Source organism: Actinomyces sp. HMT 175, assembly GCF_016694895.1.
Classification (GTDB): domain Bacteria; phylum Actinomycetota; class Actinomycetes; order Actinomycetales; family Actinomycetaceae; genus Actinomyces; species Actinomyces oris.
Genome location: NZ_CP068012.1, coordinates 197,837 through 222,277, shown reverse-complemented (window position 1 = coordinate 222,277; position 24,441 = coordinate 197,837). Strand labels below are relative to the sequence as shown.

22 protein-coding genes, 1 tRNA gene and 1 other RNA gene are annotated in these 24,441 nt (G+C 69.8%); 14 read left to right on the top strand and 10 right to left on the bottom strand.

Annotation, left to right across the window (positions count from 1 at the left end):
• Window position 1: 1 nt before the first annotated feature.
• The gene (locus JJJ14_RS12680; protein WP_267892475.1) at window positions 2-3,718 is read right to left on the bottom strand and encodes a DNA polymerase III subunit gamma and tau; all 3,717 of its coding nucleotides are present in this window, start codon (window positions 3,716-3,718) and stop codon (window positions 2-4) included.
• A 112-nt stretch (window positions 3,719-3,830) separates the two neighbouring features.
• On the opposite strand from JJJ14_RS12680, the gene JJJ14_RS00925 reads away from it, so the two are divergent.
• The gene (locus JJJ14_RS00925; protein ID WP_101559002.1) at window positions 3,831-4,337 is read left to right on the top strand and encodes a beta-class carbonic anhydrase; all 507 of its coding nucleotides are present in this window, start codon (window positions 3,831-3,833) and stop codon (window positions 4,335-4,337) included.
• Window positions 4,338-4,423: 86 nt separating this feature from the next.
• On the opposite strand, the gene ffs is transcribed toward JJJ14_RS00925, so the two are convergent.
• An RNA gene (gene ffs, locus JJJ14_RS00920) (signal recognition particle sRNA small type) lies at window positions 4,424-4,518 on the bottom strand.
• 147 nt (window positions 4,519-4,665) lie between these two features.
• Between ffs and JJJ14_RS00915 the strand changes: the two genes are divergently transcribed.
• The 4 genes from JJJ14_RS00915 (at window position 4,666) to JJJ14_RS00900 (ending at window position 7,126) form a co-directional block, all read left to right on the top strand.
• Window positions 4,666-4,753 (top strand) — tRNA-Ser (locus JJJ14_RS00915).
• Window positions 4,754-4,873: 120 nt separating this feature from the next.
• Window positions 4,874-5,485 (top strand): septum formation family protein, encoded by a 612-nt coding sequence (locus tag JJJ14_RS00910; RefSeq protein WP_201444432.1) that lies wholly within the window; start codon window positions 4,874-4,876, stop codon window positions 5,483-5,485.
• Window positions 5,486-5,731: 246 nt separating this feature from the next.
• A complete protein-coding gene (locus tag JJJ14_RS00905; protein ID WP_201444431.1) occupies window positions 5,732-6,205 on the top strand; it encodes a septum formation family protein in 474 nt (157 codons plus the stop codon).
• 213 nt (window positions 6,206-6,418) lie between these two features.
• Window positions 6,419-7,126, top strand: a complete 708-nt coding sequence (locus JJJ14_RS00900) for a TetR/AcrR family transcriptional regulator (protein ID WP_101559005.1) — start codon at window positions 6,419-6,421, stop codon at window positions 7,124-7,126.
• Window positions 7,127-7,194: 68 nt separating this feature from the next.
• On the opposite strand, the gene JJJ14_RS00895 is transcribed toward JJJ14_RS00900, so the two are convergent.
• Window positions 7,195-8,289: a hypothetical protein gene (locus JJJ14_RS00895; RefSeq protein WP_201444430.1), complete on the bottom strand. Its 1,095-nt coding sequence runs from the start codon at window positions 8,287-8,289 to the stop codon at window positions 7,195-7,197.
• Window positions 8,290-8,688: 399 nt separating this feature from the next.
• On the opposite strand from JJJ14_RS00895, the gene JJJ14_RS00890 reads away from it, so the two are divergent.
• Window positions 8,689-9,027, top strand: a complete 339-nt coding sequence (locus tag JJJ14_RS00890) for a hypothetical protein (RefSeq protein ID WP_003788121.1) — start codon at window positions 8,689-8,691, stop codon at window positions 9,025-9,027.
• Window positions 9,028-9,195: 168 nt separating this feature from the next.
• Window positions 9,196-9,771: a LytR C-terminal domain-containing protein gene (locus tag JJJ14_RS00885; RefSeq protein ID WP_020992016.1), complete on the top strand. Its 576-nt coding sequence runs from the start codon at window positions 9,196-9,198 to the stop codon at window positions 9,769-9,771.
• A 588-nt stretch (window positions 9,772-10,359) separates the two neighbouring features.
• Here the strand turns inward: JJJ14_RS00885 and JJJ14_RS00880 are convergent.
• Window positions 10,360-11,817 carry a uracil-xanthine permease family protein gene (locus JJJ14_RS00880; RefSeq protein ID WP_101559007.1) on the bottom strand — a complete coding sequence of 486 codons (1,458 nt, stop codon included), beginning with the start codon at window positions 11,815-11,817 and terminating at the stop codon, window positions 10,360-10,362.
• A 241-nt stretch (window positions 11,818-12,058) separates the two neighbouring features.
• On the opposite strand from JJJ14_RS00880, the gene JJJ14_RS00875 reads away from it, so the two are divergent.
• From JJJ14_RS00875 to JJJ14_RS00855, 5 genes are all read left to right on the top strand, one after another.
• Window positions 12,059-12,442 (top strand): DUF4190 domain-containing protein, encoded by a 384-nt coding sequence (locus JJJ14_RS00875; protein ID WP_101559008.1) that lies wholly within the window; start codon window positions 12,059-12,061, stop codon window positions 12,440-12,442.
• A gap of 46 nt (window positions 12,443-12,488) precedes the next feature.
• Window positions 12,489-13,226 (top strand): glutamine amidotransferase-related protein, encoded by a 738-nt coding sequence (locus JJJ14_RS00870; RefSeq protein WP_075378005.1) that lies wholly within the window; start codon window positions 12,489-12,491, stop codon window positions 13,224-13,226.
• A 90-nt stretch (window positions 13,227-13,316) separates the two neighbouring features.
• Entirely contained in the window at window positions 13,317-14,765 is a 1,449-nt protein-coding gene (locus tag JJJ14_RS00865; protein WP_201444429.1) for an annexin A7, read from the top strand.
• Window positions 14,766-14,846: 81 nt separating this feature from the next.
• Entirely contained in the window at window positions 14,847-16,244 is a 1,398-nt protein-coding gene (locus tag JJJ14_RS00860) for a hypothetical protein (RefSeq protein WP_236592866.1), read from the top strand.
• 159 nt (window positions 16,245-16,403) lie between these two features.
• The gene (locus JJJ14_RS00855) at window positions 16,404-16,706 is read left to right on the top strand and encodes a hypothetical protein (RefSeq protein ID WP_141405809.1); all 303 of its coding nucleotides are present in this window, start codon (window positions 16,404-16,406) and stop codon (window positions 16,704-16,706) included.
• Between the two features lie 91 nt (window positions 16,707-16,797).
• On the opposite strand, the gene JJJ14_RS00850 is transcribed toward JJJ14_RS00855, so the two are convergent.
• The 6 genes from JJJ14_RS00850 to JJJ14_RS00825 all read right to left on the bottom strand — a co-directional run bounded on the left by JJJ14_RS00850 (window position 16,798) and on the right by JJJ14_RS00825 (window position 20,645).
• Window positions 16,798-17,484, bottom strand: coding sequence for an SDR family oxidoreductase (locus tag JJJ14_RS00850; RefSeq protein WP_009406653.1), 687 nt, complete (start codon window positions 17,482-17,484; stop codon window positions 16,798-16,800).
• A 148-nt stretch (window positions 17,485-17,632) separates the two neighbouring features.
• Window positions 17,633-18,367: a glutamine amidotransferase gene (locus JJJ14_RS00845; RefSeq protein WP_101559011.1), complete on the bottom strand. Its 735-nt coding sequence runs from the start codon at window positions 18,365-18,367 to the stop codon at window positions 17,633-17,635.
• A 67-nt stretch (window positions 18,368-18,434) separates the two neighbouring features.
• A complete protein-coding gene (locus JJJ14_RS00840) occupies window positions 18,435-19,256 on the bottom strand; it encodes a purine-nucleoside phosphorylase (RefSeq protein WP_101559012.1) in 822 nt (273 codons plus the stop codon).
• Between the two features lie 251 nt (window positions 19,257-19,507).
• The gene (locus JJJ14_RS00835; protein WP_201444428.1) at window positions 19,508-20,032 is read right to left on the bottom strand and encodes a hypothetical protein; all 525 of its coding nucleotides are present in this window, start codon (window positions 20,030-20,032) and stop codon (window positions 19,508-19,510) included.
• Window positions 20,025-20,213, bottom strand: coding sequence for a helix-turn-helix transcriptional regulator (locus JJJ14_RS00830; protein WP_009395015.1), 189 nt, complete (start codon window positions 20,211-20,213; stop codon window positions 20,025-20,027). The genes JJJ14_RS00835 and JJJ14_RS00830 overlap by 8 nt, the downstream gene beginning before the upstream one ends.
• Before the next feature lie 36 nt (window positions 20,214-20,249).
• Complete coding sequence (locus tag JJJ14_RS00825) at window positions 20,250-20,645, bottom strand: PTS sugar transporter (protein WP_236592865.1); 396 nt, start codon at window positions 20,643-20,645, stop codon at window positions 20,250-20,252.
• Between the two features lie 303 nt (window positions 20,646-20,948).
• Here JJJ14_RS00825 and JJJ14_RS00820 point away from each other — a divergent pair, with 303 nt between their 5' ends.
• Together JJJ14_RS00820 and JJJ14_RS00815 are read left to right on the top strand one after the other, a co-directional pair.
• Complete coding sequence (locus tag JJJ14_RS00820) at window positions 20,949-21,317, top strand: hypothetical protein (RefSeq protein WP_101559014.1); 369 nt, start codon at window positions 20,949-20,951, stop codon at window positions 21,315-21,317.
• 144 nt (window positions 21,318-21,461) lie between these two features.
• A complete protein-coding gene (locus JJJ14_RS00815; protein ID WP_201444427.1) occupies window positions 21,462-24,419 on the top strand; it encodes an ATP-dependent RNA helicase in 2,958 nt (985 codons plus the stop codon).
• Window positions 24,420-24,441: the final 22 nt, after the last annotated feature.

The window sequence follows — 24,441 nt, the reverse complement described above, 5'->3', positions numbered from 1 at the left end:
GTCAGCGTCCTTCCTGGGTCACGGTGACCTCTTCGATGACCTGGGCGCCAAGGATCCGTTTGACGACCTCGAGCCCGACGACGCCGGCGTCCTCGGCGTCGGGGTCGTCCTCGCTGGGGGTGTCGTCGGCCAGGGAGTCGGTGTCGGCCTCCTGGGCGGCGGCGCGAGCGGCGGCCATGGCGGCGGCCAGGCGCGAGCCGGCGATGCCCGACGGCGCCCAGGTGGACTCGTCCTCGGGTGGGGCGCTCGAGGCGCTGGGCTCCTCGGGGGGCGGGCCCGGGCTGAAGGGGCTCAACGTCGTCCCCTCCCAGGTGACAGGGGCCAGGCCGGGGGATCCTGCGGTGGTCTCCGAGGAGCCGGGGGCGCGTGGTGCGCTGCCGACCCCGGGCGCCTGCGGGGACGGGGAGGAGGGCGTCTGCTGGAAGGACTGGGGGGCCGCCGGAGCGGACGCGGCCCCGCCGGGAATCTCCGGCAGGGCGCGCAGACGGTGGACGGTGGCCAGGGGCGCCTCGTCGGGCGCCTGCGCGGCCGGAGCGGAGCGGGACTGGGCGGGTGAGGCGGAGGCAGCTGGGGCCGAGGTGGGGGCCGGAGCGGACTGGGGGCCGGTGGGCGCGGGGGATGCAGGCAATCCTGAGCCTGCGCCTGAGGAGGGTGCGGAGGTGGGTGCCGACTGGGCGGGCACGGTGTCACCGCCGGGGACGGCGACCGGGCCCCAACCGTCGTCCGGGTCGGTGCCGCCGGCGGCGGGCGCGGAGACCGGGGCCGGGGCCGATCCGCCGCCGGGGATGGCGACGGGCCCCCAACCGTCGTCGGGATCGGTGGGGTTCGCGGGAGCGGGGGATGCCGGCGGCGCCATGGGAGCAGCGGTGGGCGCCGGGGACGTGGAGGCGGCCGGGCATGCTGGGGAGACCGCTTGGAACTCGGTGGGGGCGGCGGGATCGACGCCGACCTGGGCCGGCTGCGGCTCGGGCGAGGTCGCGGCCTCCTGGGCGACGGCGGCCGGGGCTGGAGCGGCAGAGTGCCCAGCAGAGCCGCTGGGCTCATCAACGCTGAGAGCCCCACTGACGTAGCCGGAGTCCTCGGCGTAGGGATCGGCACCCCAGTCGTCCTCGGGCGGGGGTTCGGGGATCGGGGAGCCATCGTCCCAGGTGGTGGAGACGGGACGGTGCGCGCCGGGGCGGTCGGCAGGCTCGACGTCGGTGGGCCGTGCCGACGCAGCAGCGGGCGACTGCGCGGCCGGGCCCTGGGCGGGGCGGCCGGCGTCGTGGACAGCGCTACTGGGGTTGTGGGTGGCAAGCGCCTGGGAGTCGGGAGCGGATGCGGCGACCGGCTCACCGGTGGAGCCGTGCAGCACGGCACTGTCGACGCCGGGGCCAGAGCTGTCGGCGCCACGGCCAACGCTGGGGGCCGCTGCTTCGGCCGGGCCTTGGCCGCCGGTGTGCGTCCCGATACCGTTGACATCCTGCTCCCCGCCGCCGGCGGCCGAGCCCGCCGAGGCGAAGGCGCCGGCCTGTGGTCCAGGTCTGCTCGGACCTGCGTCGGGGGCGCCGCCGTAGGAGCCCTGCGGCCCGCCGTGGCCGGCATCGTGGGCGACGCCGGAGCCGTCGCCGGCGGTGTGCGCGGCCTCGGTCCCGGTGGGGGCAGCCCCGGATCCGCCCGGTCCTTGCGGTCCACGCGGGCCACCTGAGCCGCCCGGGCCTCCGGAACTGCCTGGCCCGTCGTCGCCGGCGACGATGGCGTGCACCTCGAGGCGCAGGCCGAGGGCCTGGTGGAGGGCCGCGGAGAAGATGGGGCCGTGTCCACCGTTCTCAAAGGCGCCCACGAGGCCGGGGGCGGCGAACAGGAGCGTGAAGACGCCTCCGGAGACGGTGCCCGGTCGGGAGTTGGGGCCGACCAGCGCCCAGGTGGCGCGCCGCGAGCGCTTGGCCGCCTCGAGGACCTCCTCCCAGCGGGTGCGGATCATCTCCGCGTCGGCCGCCTCGCCTCCGCCCGAGCTGCCAGCAGCGACACCTCCCTGGGCGACGGGTGCTGAGGCCGCAGCAGGGGCTGCCCCCCAACCGGCGCCTGCCTGGGCAGCGGGCACCGAGGGAGCGGCGGGCGCGCTCGGGGCGGCTGGGGCGCTGGCCGGCTCGGCCGCGCGTGAGGGATGCTCGGCCGGTCGTGAGGCCGCCGCGGCCGGGGGTGCGGAGGGCCCCGGCGAGGCGGCGGCGCCGTCAAGCGGGCCGTCCCAGCTGACGGCGGGGCCGGCCTGCGAGGCCGGTGCGGTCGACGTCGGGCCCGCGGCGGGCGCCGAGGGCGCGGCAGGGGCTGCTCCCCAACCGGCGTCGGAGTGGGGCGCCTGGGCGGTGGGCGCCGGGCTCCCGACTCCCTCCGGTCCTCCGGCGTTCTCGGGCCGCTGCCCTCCGCGCCGGCCGGCGGCATCCGCGGAGGCCTGGCGGGCGATCTGGGCGGCCATCTCGCGTCCCGACCCGGCGGGCACGGCGCCGGCGGTACTGCCGGCCGCTCCCGTGCCCGCGCCGACGCCCGCACCACCGGGGGTGGGCGAGGCCATCGGTCCGGCGCTCCCAGCAGGCCCGGCCGCACCCCCGGCCGCAACGCCACCACCTCTGGCGGCGCCGCCGGCGGGGATGAGCAGGCGGGCCACGAGCAGCTCGAGCTGGAGGCGCGGGGAGGTGGCGCCGACCATGGCGGTCAGGGCCTGGGCGGTGGTGTCGGCGGCCCGGGACAGGGCGGCAGCCCCCATGGTGCGGGCCTGCAGGTCCATGCGCTCGAGCTCATCGACCGGCAGGGAGCCGAGCGCCGCGCCGGCCTCGGAACCGGCCAGGGCGATGACGAGCAGGTCACGCAGCCGGGCCAGCAGATCCTCGACGAAACGACGGGGGTCGTGCCCGGAGGAGACGACCCGGTCCACCACTCGGAAGACGCCGGCGCCGTCGGAGGCCGCGATGGCGTCGACGCACTGGTCGAGCATGGTGGTGTCGGTGTAGCCCAGCAGGGCGACGGCCCGCTGGTAGTCGACGCCGCCGTCGTGCGCCCCGCCGATGAGCTGGTCCATGACCGAAAGGGTGTCGCGCACGGAGCCGCCGCCGGCGCGCACCACGAGGGGGAAGACGCCGGGGCCGATCTCGACGCCCTCGGCCTGGCACAGGTGGGCGAGGTAGCCCTCGAGGACGTCGGGCGGGACGAGACGGAAGGGGTAGTGGTGGGTGCGCGAACGGATGGTGCCGATGACTTTCTCCGGCTCGGTGGTGGCGAAGATGAACTTCACGTGCGCCGGCGGCTCCTCGACGAGCTTGAGCAGCGCATTGAAGCCCTGCGCGGTGACCATGTGGGCCTCGTCGAGGATGAAGATCTTGTAGCGGTCGCGGGCCGGTGCGAAGGCGGCGCGCTCGCGCAGGTCGCGGGCGTCGTCGACGCCGTTGTGGCTGGCGGCGTCGATCTCGACGACGTCGAGGCTGCCGGGGCCGCCGGTGGCCAGGTCCCGGCAGGAGGGGCAGGTGCCGCAGGGGGTGTCGGTGGGGGCCTGGGCGCAGTTGAGGCAGCGGGCCAGGATGCGCGCCGACGTCGTCTTGCCGCAGCCGCGCGGGCCGGAGAAGAGGTAGGCGTGGGTGACGCGGTCGGCCCGCAGCGCCGCCATGAGCGGAGCGGTGACGTGGTCCTGCCCGATGACCTCCTGGAAGGTGTCGGGGCGGTAGCGGCGGTACAGAGCGGTGGTCACGGCCCGAGCCTAATCGGCCGGGCCGACACCGTGCGAGGCTCCGGGCGGGTCGGGTTCCGTCTGGCACGATGGGCGGGGCCGGCGCGTCGCCGCCTGGAGGAACGGAGGAACCATGACCGTCACCGAGGCTCTTGTCTCCCGCAACGCCGCCTACTCCGCCGAGGTTCTCGCCCGGGGCGGCCTGGCGGCCAAGGGGAAGCAGAAGGTCGCGGTCGTGGCCTGCATGGACTCGCGCGTGGACGTCTTCGCGGCCCTGGGGCTCACCCCGGGCGAGGCGAACGTCATCCGCAACGCCGGCGGCCTGGTCACCGAGGACACGATCCGCTCCCTGTCGATCAGCCAGCACCTGTTGGGCACCGAGGAGATCTTCCTCATCCACCACACCGGCTGCGGCATGCTCTCCTTCACCGACGACGAGCTGTGCTCCACTCTGGAGGCTCAGACCGGGGCACAGCCGACCTGGGCGCCGGGGGCCTTCACCGACCTGGCCGACAGCGTGCGCCAGTCGATCGCCCGCATCAAGGCCTCGCCCTTCATCCCCCGCACCGACGCCGTGCGCGGCTTCGTCCTGGACCTGGCCACCGGCCGCCTGGCGGAGGTCGACGCCGCCGCGGCGTGACCCTGACCCACAACAGCAGGAGGACTGCGGGGCGCCGTCGAGCCCGCCGGCCTGCCACCCGAGCAGACCGCCCCGCCGCTGGAAGACATGAGGACCCCTCGCGCACCCGCCAGAGCCTGCTTACCCTTGCTACCTTCCGGTCCTGGGGGATTCACTGGATGACGCCGCACGAGGGGCCGAGCGAGAGACTACCCGATCCGGCCCCCGGTTGCGAACCGTCCCGACCGAGCTCGCGTGACAGATCCCACCACCCCGGGCTGGCCCCGGGGATGGGCGTTCCGATATATTCCTTTCTCGTTGCACGTGGTTGTCGCCGCGTGGAGCGCCTGGAGGATTCGCCTAGTGGCCTATGGCGCACGCTTGGAAAGCGTGTTGGGTGCAAGCCCTCGGGGGTTCGAATCCCCCATCCTCCGCCACCACCCCGGAATCCGTGTGATTCCGGGGTTTTTCCATCCTCCCCTCCGCTGCACGCAGCAGGCTCCCGATCAGGTCTCCTCCCCATCGACGCCGCCTCCCGCTCCTGCCACGATGACCCCATGCGCACGAACATCCCATCCCTCATCGCCCTCCCGATGGCACTCCTCCTCGCCGTGAGCCTCAGCGCCTGCGACGAGGAGGCGGTGGGCACCCCCTCCACTCTTCCCTCCTCCTCGGCCACGGCCGACCCCACGGACTCGTCCAAGGACGAGCCCTCTCAAGGCTCCGACGCCACCCCCTCGGCCACTCCTCAGGCCGACGCCTCCGCCAGTTCCAGCGCTAAAGCGGAGGGCGAGGCCAAGACCGTGAGTATCCAGGACCTCAAGACCGGCAACTGCATCTCCGAGATGGTCAACGGGACCGAGCAGGGCGGAACGGATGCCACGGGCGCGAAGCTCGTCGACTGCTCCACACCCCACCAGTACGAGGTGACCGGGACGGGGCAGTCCACAGCCTCCACCTACGCCGAGGCGAGCACCTCGGATGAGGTCACCGCCGTCTGCAACCCGGTGCTGGAGAAGTACGTCGGCTCCTCATCCAAGGCCAAGAAGTACCGGGTGGCGGCCCTGACCCCCTCACAGTCCTCCTGGGACCAGGGGGACCACTCGCTGGTCTGCTTCGCCCAGAACCGGGATAACACACCATTGAATAATTCCATCAAGAACTCCTAGTCTGTCCCCAACGAGCAGGACGGCCGCACACGGGCGAACCACGAATGGAGGGGACCACTTCTCCCTTCCCAGGCCTCGTGAACACTGTCCAGCCTCCCACTCCGGCCGGGTGGCGACTCTCCGTCTCTCCGTCTCATGTCGCCACCCGGTCCTTATCCCGGATTATTCAGCCGCCTTTCCGGCTGCGACCAGGAGCCTGCAGAAAACCGGCACAATGCCGCCATTCCGACTGTTACGGTTCGACCCATGCGCACCCGGACCACGCTCCTCACCCTCCCCGTCGCCGCCGCCGTCACCATGGGGCTGGCCTCCTGCAGCCTGTTCTCCTCACAGACCACCACAGCCACCAAGGACCTTGAGGTCGGGCAGTGCTACAACACCGTGAGCAAGGACTCCGGCGGGGATCAGGCGATCGGCGAGGTCATCGTGGTCGACTGCTCCAAGGCTCACACCTACGAGGTCATCGCCCAGACCACCTTCAGCGATGACATCAAGGACTTCCCCAAGCAACAGGCACGTGACTCCCTGGGTCAGGGCTTCTGCCTGGGCGAGGACTTCACCAAGTACGTCGGGATCGAGTCCGGCAAGACCAGCTACCAGGTCGAGTACCTCACGCCGGGCGAAGGCACCTGGGCCCAGGGCGACCGCAAAATCACCTGTGTCGTCACCCAGGGGGACAAGTCACAGGTCAAGGGCTCGGCCAAGAACTCCAAGAAGTAGCCGCCTCTGGAGCCGTCTTTCCGGGCGGCCGCGGCCACCCCGAAACCCTGAACAATACTGAATATCGCGTCGATAGCCTTTCATAAAATGAGGCCAGCCGTCACACTTTTCCGGGAGCGCCGACCCCGATCAAGCGCCGCGTTCTTCCGGAACTTCTCGAGTTGGAGAGGAGGCCGGCATCACGCGCAGCTGCAGCGCTCGTAATCTCCTGGAGTGACCAGTGACGCCCTCAGTGCACCGCAGCCCGGCGCTCCGCTCGACGACGAGCCCTCCGAGCGCCGCCCTGGTCGCCCGCGCCGTCGAGGCCCCAGACGTCGCCCGGGCGAAGGCGGCAGCCGACCGTCCTCCACCCAGGAAGCGATCCTGACCGCCGCACGCGAGTCCTTCCTGACCCAGGGGTATGAGGGAACCACCATCCGCGCGGTGGCCCGGGCGGCCGGCGTGGACCCGGCACTCGTGTCCTACTACTTCGGCTCCAAGGGGGACCTGTTCGGGGCGGCGGTCAACCTGCGCGTGCGGGCGAGTCAGGAGATCGCCACCGCCATCAGCGGGGACCTCCTCTCGGCCGGCCCCCGGCTGGTGCGCCTGTCGCTGACGGCCTGGGACGACGACGCCGACGGCGCGACCTTCCGCAGCCTGCTGCAGTGGATGGCCACCGACACCCGCAGCCCGGAAGCGATCCAGAACTACGCCACCGAGCAGGTCGCGGCTCCGATGGCCGAGGCCCTTGAGCAGTCGGGCCTGTCAGTCGCCTCGCCGCGCGAACGGGCCACCCTGGCCGGCTCCCAGCTGGTGGGACTGGCCATGATCCGCTACGTGCTGCGCCTGGAGCCCATCGCCAGCGCGAGCATCGACCACCTCGCGGAGGTCGTCGGACCGACGATCCAGCGCTACCTCACCGGCCCGCTGCAGTCCGCGTGAACAGGGTTCGCCCCGGTGACAGGTCACCGGGGCGAACACAGGCGTACCGAGGATGTCTCGGGTTCGGCTCAGAAGGTCTCGTAGCGCCCCGAGCTGAGGAAGACGCCGTGACCGGTCTCGGTGTTGCGGCAGGTCATGCCGGTCTCCTCGGAGCTGCACACCCAGGAGCCGAAGGTGACGGACTGGCCGTACTCCACCACCTGGGGCGAGGAGCCGCCACCGCGGAAGGCCTCGTCGAGAGAGAAGGCGCCCTCACTGCGGCCGGCGAGCTGCGGAGTTCCCCCGGAGCTGAGGTCGAACCACCACTTCGGCGAGCCCGCCTCATCCTTGCCGTAGGTGCCGTTGGAGCGGTAGGACAGCACACCGCAGCCCGCGTAGTGGGCGGACAGGTCGCAGCCGATGTTGCCCGACGGCGACACGATCATGGCGGTCTTCTCCGAGACGAGGTTGCCCGGGACGAAGGACGTCGCCTGGCTGGGCTGCTCGTCGGCGGGGGCGGCCGGCTCGGCCGGGTTCTCGGCGGGCTTGTCGGCAGGTGCCTCGGCCGGCTTGTCGGCCGGTGCCGGCTGCGCGTCAGCAGGTTTGTCGGCGGGCTTGTCGGCAGGCGCCTCGGCCGGCTTCTCGGCGGGCTTGTCAGCCGGCTTGTCGGCCGGTGCCGGCTGCTCCGCGCGCTTGTGAGTCTCAGGGGCCGGGGAGCTCGGTGCCTGAGTGGATCCGGCATAGGACTTACCGGCGTCGTCGGTCTTCCCCTGAGCCTGAGGGGCCTTGGAGGCGCCGCTGTTCTGCTGCCCCGGAGCGTCCGTCTTGCCGGAGGCCAACGCCCTGGTGGCGTCGGTCCCGCTGGCGGCCGGACGGGGCTCGTTGGCCCGCGGGCTCGCGGGACGGGACTGGGAGCCGGAGGGCTGCGACGCGGAGGAGTCGGCGGGGCCCTTACCGGTGGGACTGGGAATGCGAGGAGAGGCGTGCCCCGACTTCTGGCCGGAGGTCGCCTTGGCACTGGCCGTCGACTGCGCCTTCGCAGATGACGATGAACCCGTGGTGCCCTGCTGATTGGCGTTGGAGGCACCACCGGACTGACAACCGGCCAGAAGCATGGCGGTCGAGGTGAGAACAACAAGGGACAGGGGAATGGTGAAGCCGCTTCGGCGGACCGCGATGGTCATGGCTGCGGCATCCTTTCGGTCGAGGTCGGTGCAGCGAACACGGTACTAGAGCCGCGAAGCAGAGGGGAACAGTCCGAAGGTCAGGCATGCCGCCGATTTCCGGCATCGGACATCCCACCTTCCCAGTAAACCACCAGATATCGCAGCGATAACGCCAATCACAAAGAGATGACGAAATCGCCGTCCTGTCGGCCACATTCCAACTAGTGAGACAGATAACGGAAGCGACCCCCCACCTCGGAGGGGCCCGGACAGGTTGAACCCAGCGGACCGGCACCCCGGGACAAGTCGATCCTGTCGATCTTGTCGATGCAGTCGACGTCGTCGACGTCGTCGATGTTGGACGACCCACGGCTCCCCCCACGCACCTACGGCCGCTTCATTCACTAGGATGTTGCCGTGATCTTCAAGGCAGTACGCGAGAGGCCCCCCTACCCCGACCATGGGGTCACCACTCAGCGCGATTGGGCCGTCATCGCACCTCGACAGATCCGCCTCGCCGATCTCACTACCACCCGCGCAACCCTCGATCTGCGCAGCCTCCTGGATGACGACTCCACCTTCTACGGCGACCTGTTCGCCCATGTCGTCTCCTTCAAGGGGGACCTCTACCTGGAGACCGGGCTGCACCGGGCACTGCGCGCCGCTCTGCAGGGGCGCACCGCGATCCACGCCCGCATCCTGGAGGTCACCGAGGAAGGGGTGCCGCGGCTCGCCCCGGCACCGCCGAGCGCCTGACCCTCGCCAGCAGCACCCGGCAACCCGCTCGGCAACCCGCCCGACACCTCAGCCCACGGCTCGGTCCCATGTCACATCGAGCCCACCACCACCCGATGAGCGCCGTCGTCCATTACCCTGGATCGCGTGAGTAGTCCCGCAGATCCGCGCGCCGAGTACCGGCGGCACATGCAGCACCGTCAGACCACCGTCATCGGCGCCATCCTGGCCGTCATGGTGGTCGCGGTCGCCGTGAGCCTCCTGGTATCGCTGGGCATCCTGCCCGCCTACAACCCGGGCTTCTCGCAGCCCAAGAGCACGGCGACCTACGTGCCCCAGACCTGCCCGCCCAGCGGCGCCAAGACCGTCGACGTCACCACGATCGAGAAGATCAACATCTACAACGGCTCGGAGACGGTGGGGCTAGCAGCCACGGTGCAGCAGGAGCTGGAGGAGGCCGGCCTGACCGTCACCTCGGCGAATGACTGGCCGGGAGGCATCTACAACGGCGAGGTCCAGATCATGGCCTCCAAGGGCGGCCTGACCAACGCCTACTCCCTGGCCCAGATCTTCCCCAAGTCCACGGTGCAGCTCGACAAGAGCCTGTCCGACGACGACACCACGGTCTCGGTGGTCCTGGGCAAGGAGTACCTGCAGAACGCGCTGAAGTCGGACGAGATCAAGCTCCTCGGCGCCGACAAGCCGATCACCGCCCCCAGCGACTGCGTCCCGGCGGACAAGGCCGCCACGAAGAAGCCCAGCTGACCCCGGGGCCGCCCGGTCCGGGCAGGAGCATCGCGACGACGACTCCCAGCCTCGATGGCTTCCGCCTCGATCGAGAACGTACTTCTCCGACGAGGACTGCGCTGTCCTCCAGACGACTGGGAGCTGACCTCAGTCATCTGGAGGAGAAGGACGTTCTGGGCGGGAAACGCAGTTCCCGATTCAGAGCGTCATAGCGCCTGAGACGCCGGCTCCACCCTGAGCCTCACCTCGGGCCAGCCTACTCCACGAGGGTCGGGATCCACTGGCCAAGGGTTGGGTGTACTGCACGAAGGCCCCACCTACCCGCAGTACACCCAACCCTCCTCCAGTAGCACCCCACCCTCGTGCACTACACGCCTCACACCACCCGAGCGACAGCGAGCCACCGAACCAGCCCCCACCGAGGAAGCGAGCAGTACGTGTCGCGTACTCAGCTCTCCCCACCGGCGTCCTGCGCTGTCATGGCAAGAAACCCTCGGGAGCATCAGGCAACGCCCCATGACGGCAGTGGCAGTCGATGTGCTGAACCGAGCACATCGACTGCCACATCTCTTGCCGCTTTTCGGCGGCCCCTACCGGCAGGGCGGCTCAGCCGCGGCCCTTACCGGCCCCCTCAACGCCATCGGTGCTCGACGACGTCGGAGCCTGCGCCTCCGAGGCGGCCGAGGGCGAGTGGGCGGCGCGGCTGGAGTAGGCCGGGCCCTCCAGCTCGGTGCCGGCGGGGGCCGAGGCCGGGGAGGCCTGCTCCAGGTTGGTGCCGCGCAGCTTCGAGATCCAGCGCATGGCGTGGTAGACGCCGATGGCCGCGGCCGAGCCCAGGGCGATGCCCTTGAAGGTCATGTCGCCCCAGACCAGGGTGTAGTCGGCGATGGCCACCACCATGGACACGGCCGCCGTGTTGAGGTTGACCGGGTCGGAGAAGTCCACACGGTTCTGCACCCAGATGCGCACCCCCAGCATGCCGATCATGCCGTAGAGGACCGTGGCCGCCCCGCCCAGGACGCCGGCGGGGATCGAGGCGATGATCTGGCCGAACTTCGGCAGCAGGGACAGGCCCAGGGCGCTGAGCGCCGCCACCACGTAGGCGGCGGTGGAGTAGACGCGGGTGGCGGCCATGACGCCGATGTTCTCCGCGTAGGTGGTGGTGCCCGAGCCGCCGCCGCTGCCGGCGAGCACGGTGGACAGGCCGTCGGCGAACAGGGCCCGGCCGGTGACGTCGTCGAGGTCCTCCCCGGTCATGGCCGAGACAGACTTGACGTGACCGATGTTCTCAGCGATGAGGACGAGCACCACGGGGATGAACAGCCCCAGGTAGCGCACGTCGAAGGCCGGGGCCTGGAAGTCGGGCAGCCCCAGAACGGGGGCCTTAGCGACGGCGTCGAAGTTGACCTCCCCGCGCAGCACTGCGGTGGCGTAGCCGATGAGAACGCCGATGAGGATCGCCAGGCGCCCGATGATGCCCTTGAACAGCACCGTGATGACCAGGATCGAGACGATCGTGACGACCGCTGTCACCGGCCCCTTCGTGACATTACCCCAGGCCGCGGGGGCCAGGTTGAAGCCGATAAGGGAGACGATCGCTCCGGTGACGATCGGGGGCATGAGACGGTCGATCCAGGCCGAGCCGACCAGGTGGACGATGATGCCCACCACCAGCAGGCACAGTCCCACCGAGATGATCCCGCCCTGCGCCAGGGCGGCCTTGTGGGGGTCGAGGGGGGCACCGCTGTCGCGCGTGTAGCCGGTCACCGCCCCAATGGGGGCGAGGAGCGCGAAGGAGGAGCCCAGGTAACTGGGCAGGCGCCCGGAGGTGATGCCCAGGAACAGCAGGGTGCCCACACCGGTGAAGAACAGCGTCGTCGCCGGGTCAAAGCCGGTCAGCAGCGGCACCAGGAAGGTGGCACCGAACATGGCGACGACGTGCTGGACACCGATGCCGATGGTGCGCGGCCAGGTGAGGCGCTCACCGGGGGCGACGACCTCGCCCGGAGCGATGGACCGGCCATCGCCGTGCAGGCGCCAGCCACGAGAGGGAGAAGAGGACACGAGTGAGCTCCTGCCTAAGCAACGAGGGAATGGCTGTGTCCCGTGGGAAATCCTCTCGCAGGAGACCCGCGGGACGCTTGGCAGGACCCGGCAGAGCCTGCCGGAACTTCAGCATAGCCCCTGCTCGGCGGGCACACGGACCGGGCTTCTCGCGGGCACCTGCCCGCCACTTGGCGGCTCCCACCCGATTCGTCCGCGGGAAGGATGCCGTCTGCGGGCACCGACGGTGCATGATGTGGTCATGAGCACCGTCGGGACCTCCACGCCAGGACAGAGCGCGCCACGCTTCTCGCCGAGCTCGGAGCAGTACGTCGACGGACTCCCCCCGGGATTCGTCTTCCCCGGAACCGAGAATCTCGATCCGGCAGAAATCTTCTCCGGCCCCGGCTACACGGCACCCCGCCCCCGCAGTGACTCCGGGGCGACGGCCGCCCTGGTGTGCGGACTGCTCAGTTTTATCCCCCTCGTCGGCGTCGCCGCGATCATCCTGGGCATCAGTGCGCTGCGGCGCCTGCACCACAGCTACAACTCCGGTGAGGGACTGGCCTGGCTGGGCCTCATTCTGGGCACCATCTCCCTCATCCTGTGGCTCTGCCTCCTCATCTTCATACTGTTCGTGGTCTAGAGGTCACACGGCCACGCCCGGCCAACCGGTCCCCTACAGTGGTCCCGTGAAGCCTTTCATCATGGTGACCACGCGCCCCGAGCACGAGGCGGCGCAGGACGAGTACGAGTCCTTCCTGGCTCAGAGCGGTCTATCGCGCGATGACCTGCAGCACATCGCCCTGGAGGAGGTCGATTTCCTCGACTCCTTCACCGCGGCCGATGTCTCCGGGGTACTCATCGGGGCCAGCCCCTACAACGCGGACACGCCGGCGGCCGAGAAGACCCGCAGCCAGCTCAACGTCGAGGAGCAGATCCGCGAGCTGCTCGGGGTGATCCTCAAGGAGGGCATTCCCCTCCTGGCCACGGGCGTCGCGCTCCAGGTGCTGGCCGCCTACCTGGGCACCGGGACGCAGGAGGAGTTCGGTGAGGAGCTGGGCGCCGTCGACCTGTTCCTGACGGCCGAGGGCCGCGAGGACCCGGTCCTGAAGGGGCTCCCCCAGGCGGTCACGGTCTTCGCCGGCCACTACGAGGGAGTCGGGGAGGTGCCCGCGCACGCAACCCTGCTGGCGAGCTCGCCGGACTGCCCGGTCCAGATGCTGCGCGTGGGCAGGAACGTCTACGCCTGCCAGTTCAACCCCGAGCTCGACGCCGTCCAGTTCGAGCGGCGTGTCAGTATCTACGACGAGGCCGGTTATGGTGACCCGGACATGAGCGAGGACATCCTCACCCAGGCCCGGTCCTCCGAGGAGCACGACGCCGGACAGATCATCCGTAACTTCGTCTCGCACTTCTCCCGCAGCTGAGCTGCCACTCCTTGGGGCCGCACACCCCGAACGACTCGGCGGTCCAGGCGCGGTTCTGGAGCTGAGAGCCACGATCATCAGGACGTTGTCATGACTTACCCGCCCGCCTATCCGCCGCCACAGGGATACAGCGACCCACCCAACCCGCAGTACCCACCGCAGGCAGCCTATGGCTCCGTCCCGGCGGGCGCCCCGCAGAACGGGGCGACCTACGGGCAGGCGCCGACGCCGGCCGGTCACGGCGCGTACATGCCTCCCGCGCAGAGCGCAATTCCGACCCAGTCAGTGCTGCGCCCACCCGGGGCTCCCTCCTTCTCGGGCCAGCCCTATCCGCCTGCGCCCGTGCAGGCCTCCGCGCCGCAGTATCAGCCATATCAGCCGTACCAACCGCAACAGCAGCAGTTCCAGCAGTTTCAGCAAGGCGCGGGCTCGAGCACCGGGTCGGCATACCTGAGCGGAGCAGTCACCGCACCGGGCTACTCCTCTCCTGCCAGACCACCGCAGGTGGGCAGCCCGCGCCCGGGAACGACATCATCCCGGCCCTTGGATGCACCACACCATGTGCCATGGCGCGGTTTGAAGGCGGCGACACTGGTCATGATGATCGTTGGCTGCGCCCTTGAGGGCGTCATCTATGTCACCTTTCTTCTCGCTTTGGCGCGGGGCAGCGTGTGGAACACAGCCATCATCTCGACGCTCTTATTCATTATCGCCACACCAGTGATCTGGTGGCATTATTTCGGATTACGCCACCTCTTCCACAACCGGCCAGTCACTGAGATATTAGGGCTCGCACTGTGGTTCGGCTACGGCGTTGTCACCATGCCCATCGCCGGCGACAGTCAGGACCCGTACACCAGCGTGCAGAACGTCACCTTTGTCCTCCTACTCATCGTCACCGCAGTGGGCGCCATCCTCACCACACGCCTCAACCAGCGCTTAACGACTCCGCAGCCGTGGCCCACCACCTTGGCCCTGGGAGCCTGCCAGTTCGTGCTCATCAACAGCGCCGTACACATTTCATACCTCGCCATATCGGCCTACGTGAGCATATCGGCAGGAAGGGGCCTCAGTAACTACACGACCAGCGCCTGGTTCATATGGTCAGAATCAGGGGGTGCCGGCCTCCCCATCGCGGCAGGGCTACTCATTTTCGCCATCGTCACCTCCCTGGCCACCGCAGGCCTGTTCCTGGGAATGCGGCGCCCTTCCAGCGCATCGTTCCGAATCGTGTCCACAAGCGCCGTCTCACTTTTGACGCTCTATAACATCGTCGTCGTCCTCGCCTACGGGTTGCCCACCGCTGGCGAGTACGCTTTTCAGCCATCCAGCACAGGAATCGCGATGGCGATCATCATCGGCCAGGGAGCCCTCCTCATCGGTTCGACGCTGATGGCCGGACGCCGATCCGCAGCCACTCCACCCGGTGGCCACAGCCGGCAGCAGTATGGCATCGTGGGCACAGCCGGCCCCCACGGCATGCAGAACCGCTTCAGCAGGCAGCACCGCTCCCAGTCGCAGTGGGGGAGCGGGTACTGATCCCGCCCCACCACCGCAGGGTCGGCACACGACATCACCTCGGTCATCGACACCGACCGACAGGTCAAGCACAATGCCGATATGCGGCAGCCACCTCAACCTCAGAGCAGCTCCACACCGACGCCGTCGGGCACTGGCGGATACGGCCCGGCGACGCCATACGGCGTGATGCCACACGGGCCGCACGCCCCCGCGTCGCCACCGCATGCGGCCCTCACGCCGGGCCACGGCCCCCAGAGCGGACAACAGGTCGACTACCCCTATCTTTTCCAGGCCCAGACCGCTCCTCCGACGCAGCCGGTGGCGCCGCACCTGTCCAGCATCGGCCAGCCGGCCAGCAGTATCGTCACCAACGGCGCTGATATCGACCCCTATTCGGCCGGGCCCACTGCCAGCTTTCCCAGGTTCGCCCCCGCTCCAACCCCTGGCCCCCTCCCCATGACCCCACAGCCTTTCGCGCCGCCAGCACTGGTCGGCGCGCCACCGCTCGGCGTCACCCGCACGACCGCCTTGCCCTCACCCACCCGCTGGAGGCGAGACCGAGTCATCGCCCTCGTCACAGCCCTGATCGCTTGCGGAACTCAGGTCGCATGGGTCCTCTACGACCTCCACAGGCAACCCAGATTCACCGCCCCTCCGGGTTTCACACTGAACTTCATCCTGTACTTGATGTTCTACGCGCTCGGAACGCCGGGTGTTTGGTGGTTCGTCCTTCACTTTTCGTCACTGAAGACTATCTTTGAGAATCGCCCCACCTCAGTCATGGTCGCCGCGACGTTTCAGATACTGCTCATCGACATCTTCATATTCAACGACAGCATCATTGTCACTCCGATGCCGATTCTGTGCCTCCTGACGACCGGCAGCGCCGCAATCGCCGCAACCATCATGAATCAACACACACCCACTGCGCGACCGTGGTTCGTCACACTTGGATCAGCAGTCAACCTCTTCATGCTCGTCATAGCTCTTCACCAGTTGGCGACTTCTGTGCAATACATGCTGAACAGCACCAACGGAAGTAAGCGAACGATCAACCTCTGGCTGTCGGTCTCAACCGCACCCAACTACCGAGGAGCACCTCTCATCAGCGGCATCATTCTCATGATCGTCATAGCCTTCATCGCGACCATCAGCCTCTACCTGGGCTCTCAGAACCATCACCGAGTGGCGTTCTCACGCATCGTCGGCGTTGCCCCATTCATCATGGCTCTCACGAACATGTACATCCTCCTCGCATATGGCATTTCCGTTACCTCCATCGGCTCCATGCTCGGGCTGAGCAGCATGGGACAGTCGTTCCCGTATGCCGCTTTCCGAGCGTGGGCTGCATCGATCCTGCTGGGAGCCATCGCCGTCGGGATTATCGTGCTACTACGCCGACACACGTCCGCCATGAAGCACACGACGCATCAGTTCGCACCAGTGGCCACAAGCAGGCAACAACCCCAGTACGTGAGCTACCGGCCCTACATGTAGGGGAAACCTCCGCCCATCACGACACACAGTGAGCAGAGTCACTCACGTATCCCCATCCGCTGCCCCATCGGCTCCGAACTCCTGGTGACGGTGCACTACGTCGGTGCACCACCACTCACCTGGCCACGTCGCCAGCCCATGTCACCAAGGAGTTCTCCCATGCGTACTCGCAAGATCGTGTCAGCCGCCCTGCTCGTTGCCGCCCTCACCGTCGGCACCGCCGCCTGCGGCTCCATGAATGCCGACAAGGACAAGATGGAGCAGACCTCCACCCCGAACGGCACCATGAGCGACGGCAAGATGTCTGATGGAAAGATGAGCGATGGAAAGACCGAGGACGGAAAGATGTCGGATGACAAGATGTCCGACAGCCCCACCTCCGGCAGCATGTCGGACGGCAAGATGAGCGACGACAAGATGTCGGCCGCCCCCTCGGCCAGCGCCATGAGCGACGGCAAGTAGACCTCACCATGACCCGAACGGGCTCCGGTCCACATTCACTCAATGAGTGCGGACCGGAGCCTTTCTGATGCCTACCCCACGAAGGTGGCGATCATGACAGGTCGGCGTACTCCTGCGGTACGTCAGCAACAGCCTGGGCTATGGGGGTGTCGCCGTCGTAGAAGGGGATGACCTTACCGATACTGGCCGGCTCGGCGAGCACGGCGGTGATAACGCGGGCGACGTTCCCACGCGACGTCGGCGCCTTCGAGGTCGGGGTGCCCTTGGGGACGCGAGCCACGGTGATGGCACCGGTGGGTTCATCCAGGGTCAGCAGGCCCGGCCCCAAGATCGTCCAGGCCAGGTCGGTGGTCTGCAGGTGTCGGTCTGCCGCGATCTTGGCAATGGCGTAGGCGCGCAGCGGGTGGTCGTCGGGAACCTCGCCGTAGGCGGTGAGGAAGGAGACCATGACGTAGCGCGTGACCCCGGCTGCGGCGGCGGCCTCCATGGAGCGGATGGCGGCGGCGCGGTCGACGGCGTCGGTACGCTCCGGGCCTCCCTTGCCGCCGGCCCCGGCGGACCAGACGATCGCGTCAGCACCGGCGAAGACCCGGGTGAGCTCAGCGACGTCGGCTTCCTCGACGGACAGGACCAGCGGGGTGGCTCCGGTGGCGGCGACGTCGGCGGAGTGGTCAGGGTTGCGGATGAGGGAGACGACCTCGTGGCCGGCGTCCACGAGCAGCGGGGCGGCCAGCAGCGCGACCTTGCCGTGACCTCCGATCATGACGATGCGGGACATAAGCGAGCCCTTTCTGTACGTTCCTGGAGCATTCGGGGCCGATCAGACACATCGCCCCGGGTGATGCCCCACTATCCACCCCACTTGCACCGTACGCGCCCCCTTCTCGCGCTGCGCGAACTGGGGCATCGCGCCGACAGCGCGCCCGTCAGTCGCGGGCGTGGACGGACACGAAGTTGGCCAGGAGCTTCCAGGAGTCGGAGACGTCGTCGAGGCGCACGCGGGCCTGGAGGTCGGCGAGCTCGTCGTCGGCGAAGTAGCCGTGACCGGCGTAGAAGCCGAGCCGGTGGGCGAGGTAGTCGCCGTCGAGCTCGGGGTGGAACTGGGTGGCGTACAGGTTGGACCCGATCCGGAACATCTGGACCGGGCAGGCCTCACCGGTTCCCAGGACGACGGCGTGGGGCGGCAGCGTCGTGACCGCCTCCTTGTGGGCGACGAAGGCCTGGAAGACCTTCGGGACGCCCGCGCAGATGGGGTCGGCCAGGCCGGCCTCGGTGAGAGTGACGTCGGGAGCGGTGACGGCCTCGCCGTAGGTGGTGTCGACGACGGCGCCCTGGTGGCAGGCGAGCGTGCCCACGCCGTAGCAGGCGCCGAAGAAGGGGAAGTCGGCCGCGACGACGCGGTCGAGCAGGCCGGAGAGCTCGGCCTCGACCCGCTTCTGGGTGGCGGACTTCTTCTCCGCCGGGGTGGAGGCGTTGAAGGGGGAGCCACCCACGAGGATGCCGGACCAGTCGTCCAGGTCGACCTGGGGCAGGGACTGAGACTCCAGGCGCAGGCGGCGGAGCGTGGACTCGTCCAGGCCGGTGCGCTTGAGGAACGCCTCGTACTCGGCGTCGGCGGGCTCATCGTCGCTGCGGGTGGCCAGGAAGAGGAAGGGTTTCACGAGATGACCTTAACGGGGGCCGGCAGCCTGGGCAGCATCCTTTTCCACGCCGTTCCCAGAATCACGTTCAGGAACCGGCCCGCAGGCTTCTGAGGATCTCCTCGACGGCGGCCAGGGTGACTCCGGAGGCCTGCCTCAAGGAGAGCTGCGCCCGCCCGAGGTTCCCACCGGCGGCCGGGGCATCGAGGTAGGTCAGGGCGGAGACCGCCACTCCCCTCGAGGCCAGGACCATGGCTTCGGCCACGGAGTCGGTCACGGCGGCGTCGGCGCCCAAGGAGACCAGAGCGCGAGACTCGGCCGGGCTCGGGCGCAGTGGCCCGGGCACGAGGGCGACAACGGAGCTGCCGCTCACGCCGCGCAGGCTCCCCAGGCGCTCGGTGAGCGTCGCGTCCCAGCCTGCCGAGACCATGCCGGGGGCCGGGAAGAGGGAACCACCCGAGACATTGAGGTGGTCGGCGACGACGCGCACCTGTCCCGGCGCCGAGCCGCCGGCCACATCACCGGAGCCGCGCAGCGGGGTGGCGCGGGTGACGAGCAGGGCGGCGCGCAGGCGGGCCCCGCTGGCGATCCGGGCCAGCGCCGTCGCACCGCGCGCGGCCCCACCCTCGTACATGCTGGTGCGACCACGGGCGACGAGGACACCGAGTCCACCGCGCTCGTAGGACACGAGCGCGTCCTCGTGACCGGGGGCGCTGGGGGCCTCAACACCGGGCAGGAAGGACAGGCGCACTCGCGCCGACGGACGCCCCCAGGCCTGGTCGAGGTCGCGCAGGAAGGCGGGCTCGGCGACGACAAGGAGGTCGTGGCGGGCGCGGCCCGTGGCCAGGAGGATGGAGGCGCCGTCGGGGTCCTCGTCCCAGATTCCTGGTGGGGCGGACTGCTGGACCATGGATTCTCCTCGGGTGCGCCCGGGGCGGGCGGTGGGACAGGGAACGATGGCCGGCGCGGGGCGCCGGTCAGGGTGGAGCGAAGTCTACGCGAAGACGCCGGTGGTCGCCGCCGAGATGAGCCCCTCCCTCACTCATCGACAGAATCTTCAGAATCGACGCGGCTCCGGGTCGATTCTGAAGATTCTGTCGATGTGTGTGCGGGCCAGGCGGTGCACCGAGCGGGCGGCAGGCTCGGGCGTACCTCCACGATCTACATCGTGCGGTTGAAGTAGATGCTTCCTCCGATGAAACTGACCAGCTGCAGCCACAGGACGATAACGAGGGCCGGGGTCATCGGCCCTCCGAAGGCCCCCACAGTGCCAACGACAACATTGCCGACGAGCCCGACGACGCCAGTGAGTGCCCAGGCCCGCTGCGAGGCGGCCCTGTCCCGCTCATCCCCCCGCTTCTCAAGCTCACGGACGAAGAAGGTGTCGTATCCGCGTCTCTTGGCGACGATCAGGGCGATGTACACGAGCATCACGGCTGACGCTCCACTGGCACCACCGTAGAGAAAGCCGTTGGACATCGGGATCGTCAACGCCGCCACCCACAGAAGGGTCACGACAACGACAACGACAACGACACCGTAGACCATGCGCCCAACGACGGGCGGCCGCGGCTTGGCGTCCTTCAGGCCCGCCCGAGCACTCGGCATCGAGTCGGAGGAGGACGAACCGGCGGCCGCAGCGGAGGAACGGGTGGGCGTGGGCGGCGTGGGCTCTGACTCAGACATGGAAGATCTCCTCAACAGTGGTCTCGAAATAGCGGGCGATGGCGATGGCCAAGGGAAGGGAGGGGTCGTACTTGCCCTTCTCGATGGAGTTGATGCTCTGTCTGGAGACGCCCAGGGCGGCTCCGAGCTGGGCCTGGGTGAGACCGCGGGCCTCGCGCAGGCCGCGCACGTCGTTATCCACGGCCCTCACCGCCCGGGGCGCGGCGAGACAACCGGCTCATGCCGCCGCCGCGCTCCGGACGGCACGCAGTCTCGGGGACAGCCACGCGACACCGATGATGGACACGCTGACCATGGCGGTGCCTATGAGGTGAACGACCAGCAGAAGTGGTCCGGCGGAGAGATGACTGGTCGCCGGGAACACGAAGCCCACCATGATTCCGGTGGGGAGGGAGCAGACGAGACCGGCTTGCTGCCCGCTGAGCTTCTTGAGGAGCTCGGGCGCCTCCTCGGCACGGACCTCGGGCAGATGTCGAGCCGAGTACCGGTAGACGAGCAGGTAGAGGACGATCCCGGCGACGATGCCACCGACCACCCCGGCAACGAAGGTGACAGCGGAGGAGGTCGACGACGTGGCGGCCAGGACAGAAGGAGCGGAGACGGCGGAGAGCATGGCGATCATCCCTTGATTAGCCAATCACCCCGAGAGAGGGTGTCATGTTTGCTTGACATGTCTAGTGTGCTTGACAGGGCCGACCATGTCAAGCGTGCTTCACTCGAAGAGTCCGGGCCGCCCACACTCATCAACAAAAAATTCAGAATCGACGCGGCTCCGGGTCGATTCTGAAGAATTTGTCGATCTGCTTGCGAGCCAGGCGGTACACCGGGCGCACGCAGGCTAGCAGCGCGCCACCTTCACGCAAACGTTATTGAACACAATGTGCAAGAACAAAGGAGTATCGCTTAGCATCCCACCATGGCTGAGCGCACGTACACCATTAATGCACCAATCGATCAAGTTCGATCAATCGTTACCGAGTTCTTCACTCAGGAGGGCTGGACCGTCGCGCCCTTCTCCGCCGATACCCTCCAGATCACCCGCGGCAAGAAGGGCATGTCCATCGCCTTCGGCGCACTCATGGGCAGCAACTTCTATCTTTCGCAGAACCTTCAGTTCGGGACCGGCCCGCACGGCGAGACCCTGGTGCGCTACCTGTCCTCGACGGGGTCGGCCATCATCGGCGGCGCCCTGGGCATGCGCAAGGCCGTCAAGACGCACGCCGAGTACGCCGAGAAGCTCGCCGACATCCTGCAGGCCCGAGACATCCTCATGAGCATCCGGTAGCCGCCGGCAGCTGCGCGTCTCCCCTCGTCCCTATCCCCCCACTGCACCTCAGGTCCTCTACTGACCGGGGGCCATCTGCTGCTCAGCTCCCGCCCCCGGTCCGGCGTCGGCCCCGTCCACTCCCCCACCGGGCACAATCGGGGCATGACTCGCACCGGGCCGCAGGGCCGCACGCAGCCTCCGCAGACCGACCCCATCAGGGCGCTGCTCGCCTCGCCCCCGGACCTGCCGGTGGTCGAGTTGCTGCCCGAGCTGCGCGAGCGCCTCTCCCCCGACCCCTCCGCCTCCGACGACGCAGGCGCCTGCCTGGTCCTCACCGCTCCGCCCGGCACCGGTAAGACGACGCTCGTCCCGCCGCTCCTCGCCGACGTCCTTGCCGACGTCGCTGCCAGCACCCCGCAACACACCCCGGAACACCGGCCGGGCCACGTCGTCGTCACCCAGCCACGACGCATCGCCGCCCGCGCAGCCGCCCGCCGCCTGGCCGACCTCCTGGGAGAGGAGGTCGGCGGCACCGTCGGATACGCGGTGCGCGGGGAGCGACGCGCCGGCCCGGACACGCGGATCGAGGTCGTCACCGCCGGTCTCCTCCTGCGCCGTCTCCAGCGTGACCCGGAGCTGAGCGGCGTCGATGCCGTCATCCTCGACGAGGTCCACGAGCGCTCCTTGGACAGCGACCTGCTCCTGGCCCTCCTGGCGGACGCGCGCGCCGCCCTGCGCGAGGACCTCACCCTCGTGGCCATGTCCGCCACGCTCGACGCCGACCGCCTGCGCCGCATCCTGGGCGGCTCCTCGGGCGGAGCCTCGCACGGCTCGTCGGACGGAGCCGCGCCGCTGGTGGAGGCGCCCGGGCGCCTCCACCCCCTTGAGGAGGTGTGGGCGCCGCCGGGGCGCACCGGTCGCCTGGGGCCGCGCGGGGTACCGCGGGAGTTCCTCGCCCACATCGCCGCCACCGTGGAGCGGGCCCTGACCGAGCGCTCCGGTGACGTGCTGGTCTTCCTGCCCGGGGCCCGCGAAGTCGACGACGTCGTCTCCCGTCTGCGCGGTGCGGCTCCCGCGGGCGTGGACGTCCTGCCGCTGCACGGTCGCCTGCCCGCGAGCGCCCAGGATGCGGCCCTTGCCCCGAGCCCGGAGGGGCGGCGGCGCGTCGTGGTGGCCACGAACGTGGCCGAGTCCTCGCTGACGGTGCCCGGGGTGCGGGTGGTGGTGGACTCCACGCTGGCGCGCGAGCCGCGCCTGGACGTGGCCCGCTCCATGAGTGGCCTGGTGACGGTGGGGGTCTCGCGGGCGGCCGGGGTGCAGCGGGCCGGGCGGGCGGGGCGCGAGGGTCCCGGCGTCGTCTACCGCTGCTGCTCGCCGACGGACTGGGCGCGTTCGCCGCTGGCTCCGACCCCGGAGATCCTCTCGGCCGACCTCACCGGTGCGGCTCTGGAGCTGGCCGTGTGGGGTGTGCCCGACGGCGCGGGACTGGCCTGGGTCGATGAGCCGCCGGCTGCGGCGCTGGCGGCAGCACGGGAGGCCTTGGAGCGTCTGGGCCTGGCCGGCGCCGATGGCGTGACGTCCCTGGGGCGGGCGGTGGCCGGGCTGCCTGCGGGCGTGCGGGAGGCGCGGGCCCTGCTGGCGACGGCACCGGTGCTGGGGGCGCGGCAGGCGGCGCGGGCGACGGCGCTGCTGACCGCCGACCTGCGCGCGCCCGGCGGGGACCTGACAGCCCTGGCCCGACAGGTACGCAGTGGTGGGGCCGGGTCGGGGGCGTGGAAGGCGGAGGCACGCCGACTGGAGCAGGCCTGCCGGCGCGCCGCCGCCGAGCAGTCGGGGGCCCCTGAGGGCCCGGGTTCCGCGAGCGGTGGACCACAGGCACCTGACGCGTTGGGAGTCTCCGGTTCGCCGGGCACCGGGCGCGGCCGGGAGGAGACTGGCCGACCCGACGGCGTCGGCGGGCGCGCTCCCGGGGGCGCCGGGGCGCGAGACCTGGAGTCGGCGGTGGCGCTGGTGGCCGGGACGGCGCAGCCGCAGTGGATCGCGCGACGTCGGGGGCCGGCTCCGCAGGCGGGCAAGGAGGCGCACTACGCGAGCGTCGCCGGGACCGGGCTGCGCCTGCCGGCGGGCTCGGCGCTGGCGGAGTCCGAGTGGCTGGCGGTGGCGGGCGTGGACCTGACCAGTGGGCGCGGCGACGCACTCATCCGGGCCGCGGCTCCCCTCGATGAGCAGGCGGCCCTGGAGCTGGCCGGGGCCTGGCTGGCCGAGGAGGAACGCACCGTCTGGGAGGGCGGACGCCTGCGCACGGAGCGCCTGCGCCGCCTGGGGGCCATCACACTCACCACCACCCCGGGGCCGCCGCCGGGTCCGACGGCGGTGGCGGAGGCCGTCATCGCGCGGGTGCGCGCCGAGGGGGCTGATGCCGGCCTGGGCGTGCTGCCGTGGGATGAGGAGGCGCTCGGCCTGCGCGCCCGACTGGCCCTGCTGCACGAGCACCTGGGTGAACCCTGGCCGGATATGAGCGATGCGGCCCTGGCCGAGCGGGCCGAGGAGTGGCTGGCACCGGCGGTGACGAGCCTGGCCGGGCAGGCCGGAGGGTCGAGCGGACCAGGTAGGTCCGGTGAGTCGGCGTCGGGCTCGGGGAGTCGGCGTTTCAGCCTGGAGCGGCTGGACGTGGCCCAGGCGCTGCGGGCGCTGCTGCCGTGGCCGCAGGCGGTGCGCCTGGACGAGCTGGTGCCCGAAAGGATCGAGGTCCCCTCCGGCTCACAGGTGCGGGTGGACTACACGGCAGCGGTCGGCGGGGCAGCCGGGGCAGCTGGCTCGGTGGGCTCAGCAGGCTCGGCCGAGGCCGGGCGGGCGGGTCGGCCGGTGCTGGCGGTGCGGGTCCAGGAGTGCTTCGGCTGGGCGGCCACGCCGCGGATCGTGGAGGGCCGGGTGTCGGTGCTGCTGCACCTGCTCTCTCCGGCGCGCCGTCCGGTGGCGGTCACCGACGATCTGGCCTCCTTTTGGGAGCAGGGCTACCCGCAGGTGCGCGCCGAGATGCGGGGCCGCTACCCCAAGCACGCCTGGCCGGAGGACCCGTGGAACGCGCCCGCGACGAGGGGGACCGGGCGGCGCCGGTAGGTGGGGGCGAAGCTCACCGGGC